9 protein-coding genes and 1 pseudogene are annotated in these 12,641 nt (G+C 70.2%); 3 read left to right on the plus strand and 7 right to left on the minus strand.

Annotated elements, in window-relative coordinates:
- Positions 1-142: 142 nt before the first annotated feature.
- On the plus strand, positions 143-2,287 hold the full coding sequence (helR, locus tag OG446_RS00410) for an RNA polymerase recycling motor ATPase HelR (RefSeq protein ID WP_328892080.1): 2,145 nt from the start codon (positions 143-145) through the stop codon (positions 2,285-2,287).
- Positions 2,288-2,397: 110 nt separating this feature from the next.
- On the opposite strand, the gene OG446_RS00415 is transcribed toward helR, so the two are convergent.
- From OG446_RS00415 to OG446_RS00430, 4 genes are all read right to left on the minus strand, one after another.
- Positions 2,398-3,957, minus strand: coding sequence for a pectate lyase family protein (locus OG446_RS00415; protein ID WP_328892081.1), 1,560 nt, complete (start codon positions 3,955-3,957; stop codon positions 2,398-2,400).
- Between the two features lie 790 nt (positions 3,958-4,747).
- The gene (locus OG446_RS00420; RefSeq protein ID WP_328892082.1) at positions 4,748-6,172 is read right to left on the minus strand and encodes a carboxylesterase/lipase family protein; all 1,425 of its coding nucleotides are present in this window, start codon (positions 6,170-6,172) and stop codon (positions 4,748-4,750) included.
- A gap of 117 nt (positions 6,173-6,289) precedes the next feature.
- Positions 6,290-7,156 (minus strand): alpha/beta hydrolase family protein, encoded by an 867-nt coding sequence (locus tag OG446_RS00425; protein ID WP_328892083.1) that lies wholly within the window; start codon positions 7,154-7,156, stop codon positions 6,290-6,292.
- A gap of 224 nt (positions 7,157-7,380) precedes the next feature.
- Entirely contained in the window at positions 7,381-8,910 is a 1,530-nt protein-coding gene (locus OG446_RS00430; RefSeq protein WP_328892084.1) for a long-chain-fatty-acid--CoA ligase, read from the minus strand.
- A 139-nt stretch (positions 8,911-9,049) separates the two neighbouring features.
- Between OG446_RS00430 and OG446_RS00435 the strand changes: the two genes are divergently transcribed.
- Together OG446_RS00435 and OG446_RS00440 are read left to right on the plus strand one after the other, a co-directional pair.
- A complete protein-coding gene (locus OG446_RS00435; protein WP_328892085.1) occupies positions 9,050-10,267 on the plus strand; it encodes a PucR family transcriptional regulator in 1,218 nt (405 codons plus the stop codon).
- A gap of 84 nt (positions 10,268-10,351) precedes the next feature.
- Positions 10,352-10,681: pseudogene (locus OG446_RS00440) on the plus strand (response regulator transcription factor); the annotation flags it as partial.
- A gap of 39 nt (positions 10,682-10,720) precedes the next feature.
- On the opposite strand, the gene OG446_RS00445 reads toward OG446_RS00440, so the two are convergent.
- From OG446_RS00445 to OG446_RS00455, 3 genes are all read right to left on the minus strand, one after another.
- On the minus strand, positions 10,721-10,900 hold the full coding sequence (locus OG446_RS00445) for an alpha/beta fold hydrolase (RefSeq protein ID WP_328892086.1): 180 nt from the start codon (positions 10,898-10,900) through the stop codon (positions 10,721-10,723).
- A 23-nt stretch (positions 10,901-10,923) separates the two neighbouring features.
- Complete coding sequence (locus tag OG446_RS00450; protein ID WP_328892087.1) at positions 10,924-11,853, minus strand: epoxide hydrolase family protein; 930 nt, start codon at positions 11,851-11,853, stop codon at positions 10,924-10,926.
- A gap of 77 nt (positions 11,854-11,930) precedes the next feature.
- A complete protein-coding gene (locus OG446_RS00455) occupies positions 11,931-12,599 on the minus strand; it encodes an NADPH-dependent F420 reductase (RefSeq protein ID WP_389257146.1) in 669 nt (222 codons plus the stop codon).
- Between the last annotated feature and the right edge of the window lie 42 nt (positions 12,600-12,641).

The following is a 12,641-nucleotide window of genomic DNA, read 5'->3' on the forward strand; positions in this document are numbered from 1 at the left end:
ATGTGTGTGCCGGTTCACGGGTTGCGCCACGACGGCGACCCGTTGGTGGAACCCGGCGTGCGGTCGCGGGCACCGCACGACGAGGTGCGGGAATGCGCACCGCCCCGGTTCCCGGGCTCGACCGCGGATCGGAGCTGATGGCATGAACCCCTTGAGCACCAGCGCGTTCGATCTGCCCGACCGGCTCGCCGTCAAGGCCGACCCCCATCTGATCGCCGCTGACGAAGAGCACTTCGCGGCCATCGCCGAGTGCCTGGAACAGTCGGTCGCCGAACTCTCCGCACGCCTCGATGCCGAACGCAGGTCGCCAGGCGGCATGGGCCGCCAGGCGATGGACCGGGACATCGAGATCCACCGGCTGACCGCCCGGCTGCGTACACTGCGCCGGTTCGGCCTGGACCTCTGTCTCGGGCACATGGTCGGCGCGGACGATCCCGAGCCCGTGTACGTGGGGCGGCTGGGCCTCACGGACAGCACGGGCCGTCGCCTGCTGACCGACTGGCGCTCCCCCGCGGCCGAGCCCTTCTTCGGAGCCACCCATGCCAACCCGATGGGCCTGGCGAGCCGCCGCAGGTACCGCTGGACCCGCGGCCGGGTCAGTGACTTCTGGGACGAGGTGTTCACGCCGGACGGGGGCGCCGGGCACGCGGCGCTCGACGACCAGTCCGCCTTCATCGCCACGCTCGGCGGCAACCGGTCGGCACGGATGCGCGATGTGCTCGGCACCATCCAGGCCGACCAGGACGCCGTCATCCGTGCGGGATCCCGCGGCGCACTCGTCGTCGACGGCGGCCCGGGTACCGGAAAGACCGTCGTCGCCCTGCACCGTTCCGCGTACCTCCTCTACTCCGATCCGCGCCTCGGCCACCACCGCGGCGGCGTGCTGTTCGTCGGTCCGCACGAGCCGTATCTCGGCTACGTGGCCGACGTCCTGCCGAGCCTCGGCGAGGAGGGCGTGCAGACCTGCACCCTGCGCAACCTGGTCACCGAGGGAGCCGCGGCAGGGGTCGAGGCCGACCCGGACGTGGCCCGGCTCAAGTCGTCCGCGGATCTGGTGAAGGCCATCGAGGCCGCTGTCAGGTTCTACGAGGATCCCCCCGCCAAGAGCATGACGGTCACGACCCAGTGGTCCGACATCCGGCTGAGCGCGGCCGACTGGGCGGTGGCGTTCGAATCGGCACCCGGAATCCCGCACAACGAGGCGCGTGACCAGATCCTGGAGGAGCTGGTCACGATCCTGGTGGACCGGGACAACAGCGACGTTCCGGAGCACCTGCTCCGGAAATCCCTTCTGCAGAACCGGGAGCTGCTCGCGGAATTCGACGGTGCGTGGCCGCTGGTCGACGCGGCCGATCTGGTCGGGGACCTGTGGTCGGTACCCGCCTATCTGCGCGTCTGCGCTCCCTGGCTGAGCCGCGACGACGTGTCCCGGCTCCAGCGCGGGGACGCCCGGGCCTGGACGGTGTCCGACCTGCCCCTGCTCGACGCGGCACGCCAGCGGCTCGGCGACCCGGAGACATCGCTGCGCAGACGGCGGCACGCCGCGGAGGTCGCGTCCGAGCGTGAGCACATGGCCCATGTCATCGACTCCCTGCTCGAAGCCGATGCCGACGGTGAAGGCGCGGTCACGATGCTGCACGGCCAGGACCTGAAGGACACCCTGGTCGACGGATCCGCACGGGTGGGCGGTGAACCGGACCTGCTTGCCGGGCCGTTCGCGCACATCGTCGTGGACGAGGCCCAGGAACTGACCGACGCGGAATGGCAGATGCTGCTGCTCCGCTGCCCGTCCCGGAGCTTCACCATCGTCGGGGACCGCGCGCAGGCCAGGCACGGATTCACGGAGTCCTGGCAGGAACGACTGGAACGCGTCGGGTTCGACCGGATCAACCGGGCATCCCTGAGCATCAACTACCGGACGCCGGAAGAGGTCATGTCGGAGGCCGAGCCGGTCATCCGGGCCGCGCTGCCCGATGCCAACGTGCCGGCCTCCGTCCGCAGCAGCGGCATTCCCGTGGTCCGCGGATCCGCTGACGAGCTCGACGCGGTCCTCGACACATGGCTCGCCGCACACGCCGAAGGGATCGCCTGCGTCATCGGCGATCCCACGTTCCGGGCGAGGCCCCGGGTCCGTTCGCTGACCCCTGAGCTGTCGAAGGGCCTCGAGTTCGACCTGGTCGTCCTCGTCGACCCGGAACAATTCGGAACGGGCATCGAAGGAGCGGTCGACCGCTATGTGGCCATGACCCGCGCGACCCAGCGGCTTGTCGTCCTCACCAGCCCGTGACGGCGTCGGCACGGCCCCCGCGGCGGCGGTCATGCCGACGGCACACTGCCGCCGCGCACCGTCCGTCCGGAACCATCGGCACCGGAGCCGGACGGACGGTGCGCGCGCCGCTATCCGGCGTAGGTCTCGAACTCGGCGATCTTCGGGGTGCCGGTGGAGCCGGTGATCTGGAAGGTGATCTTGCGCAGCGAGGTCCGCGGGATCGAGATGGCGCCCGCTCCGGTTCCGGTGGCCAGCACCGCGCCGGTGTCCCCGTTCAGCACCTTCCAGGTCCCGATGCTGCCGGCGGAACCGGAAGCCTCCCGGATGTTGACGGACGAGACGGAGGTCGCGGTCCCCCACTTGACCGAGACCGAGCCGGTGGCCCCGGCGGGCGACCAGTAGGTGCTCAGGTCACCGTCCCGTACGTTGCCGTAGCTCGTCCCGTCGGCCTTGCTTGACCCGTCGGCGCCGGCGGCGATGCTGAGGTTGGTCCCGGTCGGGTCCGGTGTCGGGTCGGTCGGGTCCGGGGTGGGGTCGGTCGGGTCGGGCGTCGGGTCGGTCGGGTCCGGGGTCGGCGTCTGCGTCGAGCAGTTGCCGTCCGATACCTTCAGCCCCTTGTTGGCGCCCGCGGTCTGGGCCACGATGCCGGGCACGCAGGATGCCGCGTCGAGGCTGTAGGCGTAGGGGATGCTGACCGTGGTGTTGGACTTCGGGTCGGGACCGGCCGGGTTGTTCTCACTGCCGGGGGCGGACCAGGTCACGTTGTCGAACGTGTTCCCGCTGACCTGCCAGTATCCGGCCGCGTCGGTGTAGAAGGTGCCCAGGACGTCCTTGGAGTCCTTGAAGTAGTTGTTGTCCACCTTCGCGCGAGCCCCGGCACGGGAGTTGATCCCGGACTCGTTCAGCTTCACGTAGTAGTTGTTGTAGATGTGGGCGATTCCACCCCGCAACAGGGGGGTGCGGGAGTCGAGGTTCTCGTACAGGTTGTGGTGGAACGTGACGAAGCCGTTGGAGAGTTCGGTCTCGCTCGACCCGATGAGTCCGCCGCGGCCGGAGTTGCGCAGGGTGCTGTAGGACAACGTCACGTACTGCGTGTTGTCCTTCATGTCGAAGAGGCCGTCGAACCCTTCCGACTCTCCTCCCGACGCCTCCAGGCTGCTGTGGTCGACCCAGACGTTGCGGACGTCGCTCTCCATGCCGATGGCGTCACCGCCGTTGGACGTGGGCGACCCCGACTTCTTGACGTTCCGGACGGTCACGTTCTGGATGATGATGTTGCTCGACTGGCGTATGTGGATGCCCAGTTGATCGAACACGGCCCCACTGCCGACTCCGACGATCGTGACGTTGCTGATCTGCTTGAGCTCGATCACGCCGGCCGCGGTGTTGCAGCTGTCGCCGGACACCTTGGCGGTGTTGGCGTGGTTGATCGTCCCCTCGACCTCGATGGTGATGGGGGTGCTGCTGCTGGCCCGGCTGCACAGGGCCTGGTGGATCGCGGTGCCCGTGGTGGCCCGGACCGTCTGTCCGCCCGCACCGCCGGTGGTCCCGCCGTTCTGCGTCGCGTAGCCGGTGGCCCCGGTGGTCGCGGCCGATGCCGACGGCATCGACACGACGACACCGGTCGCGGCGGCGAGGGTGGCCGTGGTGAGCGCCGCGTACAGGCGCAGTGCGACTCGTCTTTTCACGCTGGTATCTCCTTGTTCGTCTTCGATGCCGGATACAAAATGGCATGCCCATGTCATCTCGGCGGTCCGTCCGTCGACTGCCGTTCTCACTGGACAGGCCCGATCGGCGTGGTGGCACGTGCTCTTGTCGGTGCGATGGGGCGGGCCGCGCTCTTGCGACCTGAAGCTGTGTCGGCGCCGGCCGCGGGATCACCGCTGCCGCAAAGGGTCGTCGCCCTCGAACTCCCCAAGGACGGCTCGATGCGTCGTCACCATGGCGTGGTTCGTGACCCCATGACGTGCCGGCACCGTGAGTGCAGTCCCGTTCCGGATCACTGGCGGCTCGTTCATGAGGTCGCAGCAACTGCCCTGCCACGACTCCACTGCCACCGGAACGGGGTTGACTGAATGGAAAGCGCTTTCTCGTTGTGAGAATAGGACTGCGTGCGCTGGGCTGGCAAGGCTCTGGACACCCTCACCGGGTGAAGCGCTTCAACTGACTGGCCAACTGCCCTATGTTCGCTTGATTTAGAGGAGAATGAGCGGCACATCCGGCGAGCACCGAAGTCGCCGGGAACGTCTCACGAGCGTGTGATCCCACGAGAGCAAGCGCGTTCTATCGTGGGCGGTCCGATCGCACTGGGCCGGAGCATGCCAGGCCGACGGGTCCGTCCTCTGCACCCCGTTCGGGCAGGCGGCGCGGGTGGTCGGCATCGACCTGGGCAGGGTCAACCGACGGGTGAAGCGCCTCCGGGAACTGTCCGGACCCTGATACACGCCGCGAGGGGCCGGACAGGCCCGGTGCCGTGGATCAGGGTCCGGACGGTTCCCACCGCTGGAGCCAGGCCCGCAGTTCCTCCTGGCGCGGCGCGAGGGCCACCCCCGCCTCGGGATGGCCGAAGACCATCACCGGCCGGCTCGCGTCCCAGGCGGACCACCCCGGGTCACCCGAGGAAGCGAACGCGACCCAGGCCCGGTGCATGGCGTCGGCCAGCGGCTGAGGAGCATCCGGGCCGGTGAGCGCTTCACCGTGGTGGAGGTTGTCGAAGACGAAGCCGATCTCCAGTGCATGGCAGGCGCCCAGGCCGAGTACGGGCGAGGGCCACGCGAACTCGTACAGGAACGTCCGGGCCGGCCGCGAGTCGGCCAGTCGGTTGAGCGGTCCGCGCACGAGCAGGTCGGTGGCCATCTCGCCGAGGATCACCCCGGGCTTCGCGCCCGGCCTGGAGGCCTTGTACAGCCTGGCGACGCTCCACGGGACCCGGAACTTCAGGAGGGCCAGCCGGAGCGAGAGGGCGTTGACGCGGTCCACCATCCCGCTCGGCACGAACCAAAGCCGGTACTCCTCCCGGTTGCAGCCCATCAGCAGATCGACGGTGGGCAGCGACGGCTCGGCCGGAACCACGTCGCCGTCGACCACGAGGTGGAAGCCGAGCCCCCCACTGATCGGATCCGCCTTGCCGACGACTTCGGTCTGTACGTCCAGCAGCAACTCGCGGTCCACCGCCGCGAACGCCTCCGCCGTGGCGGGCACCCTCAGCGCCTTCGCCATCGCACGCACGGTCTTCGCTCCCCGGCTGCGTGACACCGTCTGCGGCGGGCCGCTCTGCAGGACGGCCCGGTGGAAGAGGCCGGCCGCGCGCGGGCTGGTCATCAGGGCGGCGATGCTGACAGCCCCGGCTGACTCGCCGCACACCGTGACGTTCTCCGGGTCCCCGCCGAAGGCCGCGATGTTCTCCTTGACCCAGCCCAGGGCCGCGATCTGGTCCAGCAGGCCCCGGTTGTCGGGTGCGTCGGGGAACACCCCGAACCCCTCCACCCCGAGCCGGTAGTTGACGGTGACCAGCACGATGCCGTCGCGTGCGAAGGCCCGGCCGTCGTACAGGGGCAGGGCCCCCGAGCCGTTGCGCAGGGACCCTCCGTGGATCCACACCATCACCGGCAGCGGTCCCCCACCCGGGTCCGGCGTCCAGACGTTGAGGTTGAGGCACTCCTCCCCCGGGATGTCCACGTCGGGAATCAACCGGTCGAGGGGCGGACGGTAGGGGCGCTGCGGCGCGGTCGGCCCGTAGCCGAGCGCGTCGCGCAGCCCTTCCCACGGCTCGACGGGCGCAGGGGCGCGAAAGCGATGGGGCCCGAACGGGGCGGCGGCGTAGGGAATGCCGAGGAAGGTGGCGATTCCGTCCCGGCCGCGGCCCCGGACCCGGCCTCGGCAGGTGGTCGCGATGGCGTCCATGTCTGTCCTTTCACGAGATGTGCCCGCCTCCCCCGTCGCCGGAGGCGCACGGGGGAGGCGGATACGGGAGACCGGGCACCGCAGGCAGGGCGGTGCCCGGTGGGCGGCGGCAGCCCGTTACGGGGTCGTCGTCGCCGGAATGCTCAGAGCCAGGCTGTTGCGGCGGACGTCGGACCACGTGGTGCTATCGGTGCAGATCCCGCACCCGGGGCCGAAGAACTGGGCGCGGGCAGTCTCGTCGCCCATGAGCTGGGCACGGAACCAGGCGGTGGTCGGCGCGGCGAACGGGCCGGGGTCGCCCACGATCGTGAAGTGGTCGGCCCCGCGCAGCTCTCCGTAGAGAGCCGGGATGTGATCGGCTGCGTTGTAGAAGGCCTTGACCAGGAAGGGGAAGACGATGCTGTCCTTCTCACCGGCCAGGAGGAGTGCGGGGACGTGCACGGCGTCGATGTCGGCGAGCGGGCCGGGCTGGATGGGCAGGATGGCGTCGATGCGGGGGTCCGCGCCCACGACTATGGCGGCAGCGCCCCCTTGGGAGTGCCCCGACGCGCCGATGTGTTCCAGGTCGACGCGGTTGTGGAAGATGCTGCCCGGGTCGGCGTTCCGGTGGGTGAGCATGTCGATGCCTGCGCGCATGGAGATGCCGAGGTTGGACTGCGGAGTGTTGGCCGCGGCGACGATGAACCCCTGGCTTGCCCAGTGGAGCAGCAGGTCCCGGTAGACGAGGGGGATACCGCTGGTGCCGTTGCCCCACACGATCACGGGGTGGCGACGCTCGCTGCTCGCGATGTCACGCGGGTAGTACAGGGTGGTGATCAGCCCGACTTCCACAGCGGTGGCGTAGGGCCCGGGGGCGCCGAAGGCACTCGTGGCCGTGGCGGGACCGGTGGACAGGGGGGCCGGCGCTGCGCCCGCAGCGGCCGACGCGGACAGGACGAGGGTGAGTGCGGCCAACGGGACGAGCAGTTTCCTTCTCCACGACATGGGCGTCTCCTGACGTCGGGGCGAACTGAGGGATTCTTCCGGATCACAATCGGTGCGCAATGGCACGTCCTTGGGGCGAGACCGGCCTTCCGTTTCTGTGCGATCGCGCCTGCCACCGGCCGGCCTCTGCGCCGGGCGGCTGTGCACGGCTTCCGCGCCCGGGCGGCTGTGCACGGTCTCTGCGCCCGGGCGGCTGTGCACGGTCTCTGCGCCCGGGCTGCTGATCAGGCCGGGCCGGCTTCCCCGGCGGTCCCGGCCGTCAGCCCGCGCTTGAGGATCTTGCCGGTGGACGTCAGAGGAAGGCTGTCGCGGAACTCCACGCTGCGCGGGTACTTGTAGGCAGCCATGCGCTCGCGGCACCAGGCGATCAGTTCCGCCTCGCTCAGCTCCGTGCCGGGCACCGGGATGACGAACGCCTTGACGTCCTCGCCGTGTGTGGCGTGTCGTACGCCCACCACGGCGGCCATGCTCACGGCCGGATGCGTGATCAGTACCTCTTCGATCTCGCGCGGGTAGACGTTGAACCCGCCTCGGATGATCAGGTCTTTGACCCGGTCCACGATGTAGTAGTAGCCGTCCGCGTCACGCCGGGCGATGTCTCCGGTACGGAACCAGCCGTCGTTCATCACCGAGGCCGTGTCGTCGGGCCGCCGGTGGTAGCCCTTCATGATGTTGTGTCCGCGGATCGCGATCTCACCCCGGCCGTCCGCCGGAACGTCCTGCCAGGCATCGTCGATGAGCTTCATCTGCACGCCCCACACCGGCCGGCCGATCGACCCGGGCCTCGGCGGCGTTCCGGGCGGGTTGAAGCAGGCCACGGGCGAGGTCTCCGAAAGGCCGTACCCTTCCTGCACTCCCACGCCGAAGGTCTTCCCGAACTGCTGGAGCACCTCGACGGGCAGCGCGGCTCCCCCGGAGACGGCGGTGCGCAGACGTGGGGGTGTCGCCGCCTCGTGCTGGGTGCCGAGCGCGCCGAGCAGGGCCCAGTACATCGTCGGGACGCCCGCGAAGAAGGTGACGCCCTCGCGGTGCATCAGCCGGAGGGCCTCTTCGGCGTCGAAGCGCGGCTGCAGAACGAGCGTGGCGCCCCTGAGCAGGCCCATGTTCATCACCGCGCTCTGGCCGAAGGCGTGGAACAGCGGGAGGGCTGCGAGCATCACCTCGTCGTCGGCCGCCGTGAACAGCCGGTCGGCGACCATGGCGTTCATCACCATGTTGCGGTGGGTGAGTTCGGCGCCCTTGGGCCGTCCCGTCGTGCCGCTGGTGTAGAGGATCACCGCGGTGTCCTCCGCCGCCGTGGCCACCGCGTCGGCGGTCCCGGCGTCGGCGGTCCCCGTGTGCCCGATCCGGTGCAGCGGGAGGAGGTGTTCGCAGTCGGGCGCCTGGTCGAATCCCGCCTTGCCCACCTCGGCCAGGGGCAGCTGGGGGGTGTCCTCGAAGCAGAGGAGGGCCCTGGCTCCGGAGTCGGTGAGGTGGTACGCGACCTCCTGCGGCCGCAGCAGCACATTGAGCGGCACCACGACCGCTCCGACGCTGAGTATGCCGAAGTAGGCGGCCGGGAAGTCCGGCACGTTCGGGCAGGACAGCGCCACCTTGTCGCCCTTGCCGATCCCGCGGAGCCGCAGCGCTCCGGCGATGTCCTGGGATCGTGCCAGCAGCTCGGCGTAGGTCAGGCGGGTGTCACCGAGGACCAGCGCGATTCGGCCGGGGTGCTCCCGGGCGCTGTGCTCCAGCAGGGACGACAGGTTCAGCATCAGTTCTCCTCAGCGGCTCGTGAGGAAATGCTCAGGCACAACAGGCGCGGTAAGCGGTGGGCGGACGACCTCGGGTACGGCCTCCGTCTTGTGCGACCGCACAATTGCGGACCGGGCGGTGAACCGTATGCTGACCGGCATGCCAGAGCAGCACGCCGATGGCGGTCTGACCGTTCCTCCGCTGTTGTCGGTATGCGCCGCGGAGCTGCTGGAGCGGGTCGACGTCCTCGCTGACGACCTGTTCCGCACGATCACCGCCGAGATCCCTCCCTACGCCCGGTTGAGCCGGGAGGTCCAGGCCGACGTACGGGACTTCAACGAGCGCAACCTGCACGAGCAGCTGACGTGCATGGCCGAGCGCCGCCCGATACGTACGGACTCCACCAGGCAGTGTGTAAGGCGGCGGGCCACGCAGGGCGTTCCGGTCGATGCGGTCCTGCATGCCTTCCGTATCGGCTACCGCCTGTTGGCGCATTCCCTCATCGACTGCGCCAAGGGGCAGCCCGGCACGACGATGGACGACATCGCGCAGGCCTCCATGTCGATCTGGTCCCTGCTGGACGCCGCGTCGCACACGGTCAACGACGTCTACCGGGACACGCTGGTCGGGCTGGCGCGAGCCGATGAACTGCAGCGGCTGTTGCTGCTCGACGCGCTCCTGAACGGCAAGACCGCCGACTGGGCGATGCTCGGTGGCACCGGCGCCTCCCTGGGCCTGCCCGAACAGGGGCCGTACATCTGCGTCGTCGCCGAGCACAGCGACGTCACCGCGATGGAACAGGCGCTGCTACGGAACGGAGTGCGCTCCGCCTGGCGCCCTCGTCCCGACGGCCTCGCGGGCATCGTCGCGCTGCCGGAACCGGCTGTCGTCTCCGGTTCGTCCCGTGTGCCGGGACCGGCGCTCGTGCTGGGAGTCGTCGGCGCCGCGGTCATGGGGCGTGCGGGTCTCAGCCCTGCGTACGGGAGACTGCGCGAGAGCGCCGACGCGCTGCGGCTGGCCACGCTGGCCCAGGCGTCGCTGCCCGTCGGCACGCACCGGGCGGTCACGCTCGATCACGATCCGGCTGCGGCCCTGGTCGCGGCCGGGCACGATCTGGCGCTGCGGCTGGCCGTCGCCCTCCTGGACCCGGTCCTGGCGGCGCCGGACCGCAAGGACCTCATGGAGACGCTCACCGCATGGCTGGACTCCGACTCCGGTTCCACCACGGAGATCGCGGAGACCCTGTACTGCCACCGCAACACCGTCCGCAACCGGCTGGACCGCGTCTCCCGCCTCACCGGCCGCTCCCTGTTCCGGCCGGCGGACGTCGCCGCGTTCTACGCCTCGGTGCGGGCTCTCAAGCTCCGCACGCCCTGAGGCCCCGCCCGCGATCGATCCGTTCGGCGGACCGAGCGGGTCGATCGCGGGCGGGAATCGCGACGATCATCGACGCCCAGCCCGGCCCCGAGGTGGTCGCTCCTGAACGGCATCCGCACGGTCGCAACCGGGGAGGCGCTGCTGGCGCCCGAGGTGACCCGGCGGGTCATCGGCCGGTACGCGGCGCGGATCCGCCCCGCCGAGAGCCCGGCCGGCAACACCGGACTGACGCCCCGCGAGCTCGAGGTGCTGCGCCTGATCGCCAACGGCCCTTCGAACGGTGAGATCGCCGCAACGCCGGTGATCACCCCGGAGACCGTCAGGACGTACGTGTCGCGCATCCAGACCAAGTTCGGCCTGCGGGACCGTGTGCGGGCGGTGGTCCACGTCTATCGCAGCGGTCTGGTGACCTGAGGGTGGCCGGCCCGCTCCTGGACTGCTGCCGGGTCGGTCTCAGCGCAGTTGGCGGAAGAACTCGGTGATGTCGTCGGCGAGCAGTCCGGGCTCTTCGTGGGCGGCGAAGTGTCCGCCGCGCGGCATCAACGTGTACCGGGTGATGTTGTAGGTGCGTTCGGCCCAGGAGCGCGGGGGCCAGGTGAGGTCGGCGGGGAAGACGGCGACGGCGGTGGGCACTTCGACCTTCTCGACGCGCCGGGTCAGATTGCGGGCGTACTCGTAGTAGGGCCGGAACGACGTCGAGATCGTGCCGGTGAACCAGTACAGGGAGGCCTGGGTGAGGACGAAGTCGTCGGTGAACCGGGACGACAGGTCGCCGCCCGAGTCGCTCCAGGCGCGGTACTTCTCCACGATCCAGGCCAGCAGGCCGGCCGGAGAGTCGGACAGCGCGTGGGCCAGGGTGAGGGCCGGGTGTTCTGCTGGTGCTGGTAACCGCCCTCCTCCGCGCTCCAGTTGGCGACCTGGTCGAGGTGGGCCTGTTCGTCCAGGGTGAGGCCCGCGGCGTCGTACTCCTCGGGTGCGGCGACGGCGAGCAGGTGGATGCCGGCCAGCGACTCCGGGTAGGCCTCACCCAGACGCGAGGTGATGCCCGCGCCCAGGTCCCCGCCGTGGGCGGCGTACCGGTCGAAGCCGAGCTCGTCCCGCATGAGCCGGTGCCAGATCTGGTGGGTCTGGAGCGTCGGCGGGAGGTCCGGGCGTTGCGGCGAGAACCCGTAGCCGGGCAGCGAGGGGACGACGACCGTGAACGCGTCGGACGCGTCGCCGCCGTGCTGCGACGGCTCCGCGAGACGCCGGGCGAGGTCGGTGAGCTCCAGGAAGGTGCTGGGCCAGCCGTGGCTCAGCACGATCGGCAGGGCGCCCGGTCGCTCGCCGTCGAACCGGAGGTAATGGACGGGTGTGCCGCCGATGACGGCCGTGTGGTGCGGCAGGGCGTTGATCCGCGCCTCGTGGGCGCGCCAGTCATAGCCTGCGGCCCAGTACTCCGCCAGGCGGCGCACCTCAGTGGTGTCGGCGCCCGCTTCCCAGCCGTCGACGGGCCACCGGGTGGGCCACCGGGTGGCGCGCAGTCGCGCGCGCAGGTCTTCGAGTTCCTCATCGGTCACAGCGATCAGCGGCGGGTGGTCGGTCATGTGCCTCTCCTGGCCGTGCTCATGTGCTGGTCGTGCGACAGCGCCTGGACCTGGTCGACGCCGTCGCCGACTCGCGGTCACCGCGTGGCGATGGCCAGTGCCGCGCGGATGACGTCGTCGCCGGCGGGCCGGCCCTTCTCGTTCGAGTACGGCCCATAAGGGCTGCCCCACACCGGTGTGCCCGTCGCCTGCCGCCAGCTGTCGGCCAGCCGCCCCGCATCCACCACGCCGTACCCGATGGAGTCGATGAAGTCGGTGACCGCCGCCTTCGCCGGCACCGAGTCCCCGGCGATCGGCAGGTACGACCGGTCGGCCGCCCCCGCCGGGCGGGCGAGTGACAGCAGGTGCTTGAAGTAGATGGTGTTGAACGCCTTCACGAGTCCGGCGTCCGGGACGTGGCGCAGCAGCAGTTCGCTCGAGGTGAGCGACCCACTGTCGAGCTCGGGAATGTGTCCGTCACGCTCGGGGCCGTAGTTGCACGTGTCGATGACCGTCTTTCCCACCAGTGGTGCGGCGGGAAGGTCGGGGAAGGCCGCGACCGGCACGGTGACCACGACGATGTCACCGGCCGCCGCGGCTTCCTCGCTCGTCGCCGCGGATGCCCCCGGACCCAGTCTCGCGACCGTGTCCGCGAGCGTCCCGGGACCGCGCGAGTTGCTGAGCACGACCTGATGTCCGGCCTCGACGGCGAGCCGCGCGAGGGTGCTGCCGATGGATCCGCTTCCGATGAATCCCACAGTCATCATGTTCTCGGCGTCCTTCCGGAAGAACCTTGTCCTGGTACGAGC

Origin of the sequence: Streptomyces sp. NBC_00236 (assembly GCF_036195045.1) — a bacterium.
Taxonomy (GTDB): Bacteria; Actinomycetota; Actinomycetes; order Streptomycetales; family Streptomycetaceae; genus Streptomyces.

Coding starts and splice junctions, on each gene's coding strand:
- OG446_RS00425 (WP_328892083.1), bottom strand. CDS start 7,156: ATGTCGTGGAGAAGGAAACTGCTCGTCCCGTTGGCCGCACTCACCCTC.
- OG446_RS00430 (WP_328892084.1), bottom strand. CDS start 8,910: ATGCTGAACCTGTCGTCCCTGCTGGAGCACAGCGCCCGGGAGCACCCC.
- OG446_RS00455 (WP_389257146.1), bottom strand. CDS start 12,599: ATGATGACTGTGGGATTCATCGGAAGCGGATCCATCGGCAGCACCCTC.
- OG446_RS00420 (WP_328892082.1), bottom strand. CDS start 6,172: ATGGACGCCATCGCGACCACCTGCCGAGGCCGGGTCCGGGGCCGCGGC.
- helR (WP_328892080.1), top strand. CDS start 143: ATGAACCCCTTGAGCACCAGCGCGTTCGATCTGCCCGACCGGCTCGCC.
- OG446_RS00450 (WP_328892087.1), bottom strand. CDS start 11,853: ATGACCGACCACCCGCCGCTGATCGCTGTGACCGATGAGGAACTCGAA.
- OG446_RS00435 (WP_328892085.1), top strand. CDS start 9,050: ATGCCAGAGCAGCACGCCGATGGCGGTCTGACCGTTCCTCCGCTGTTG.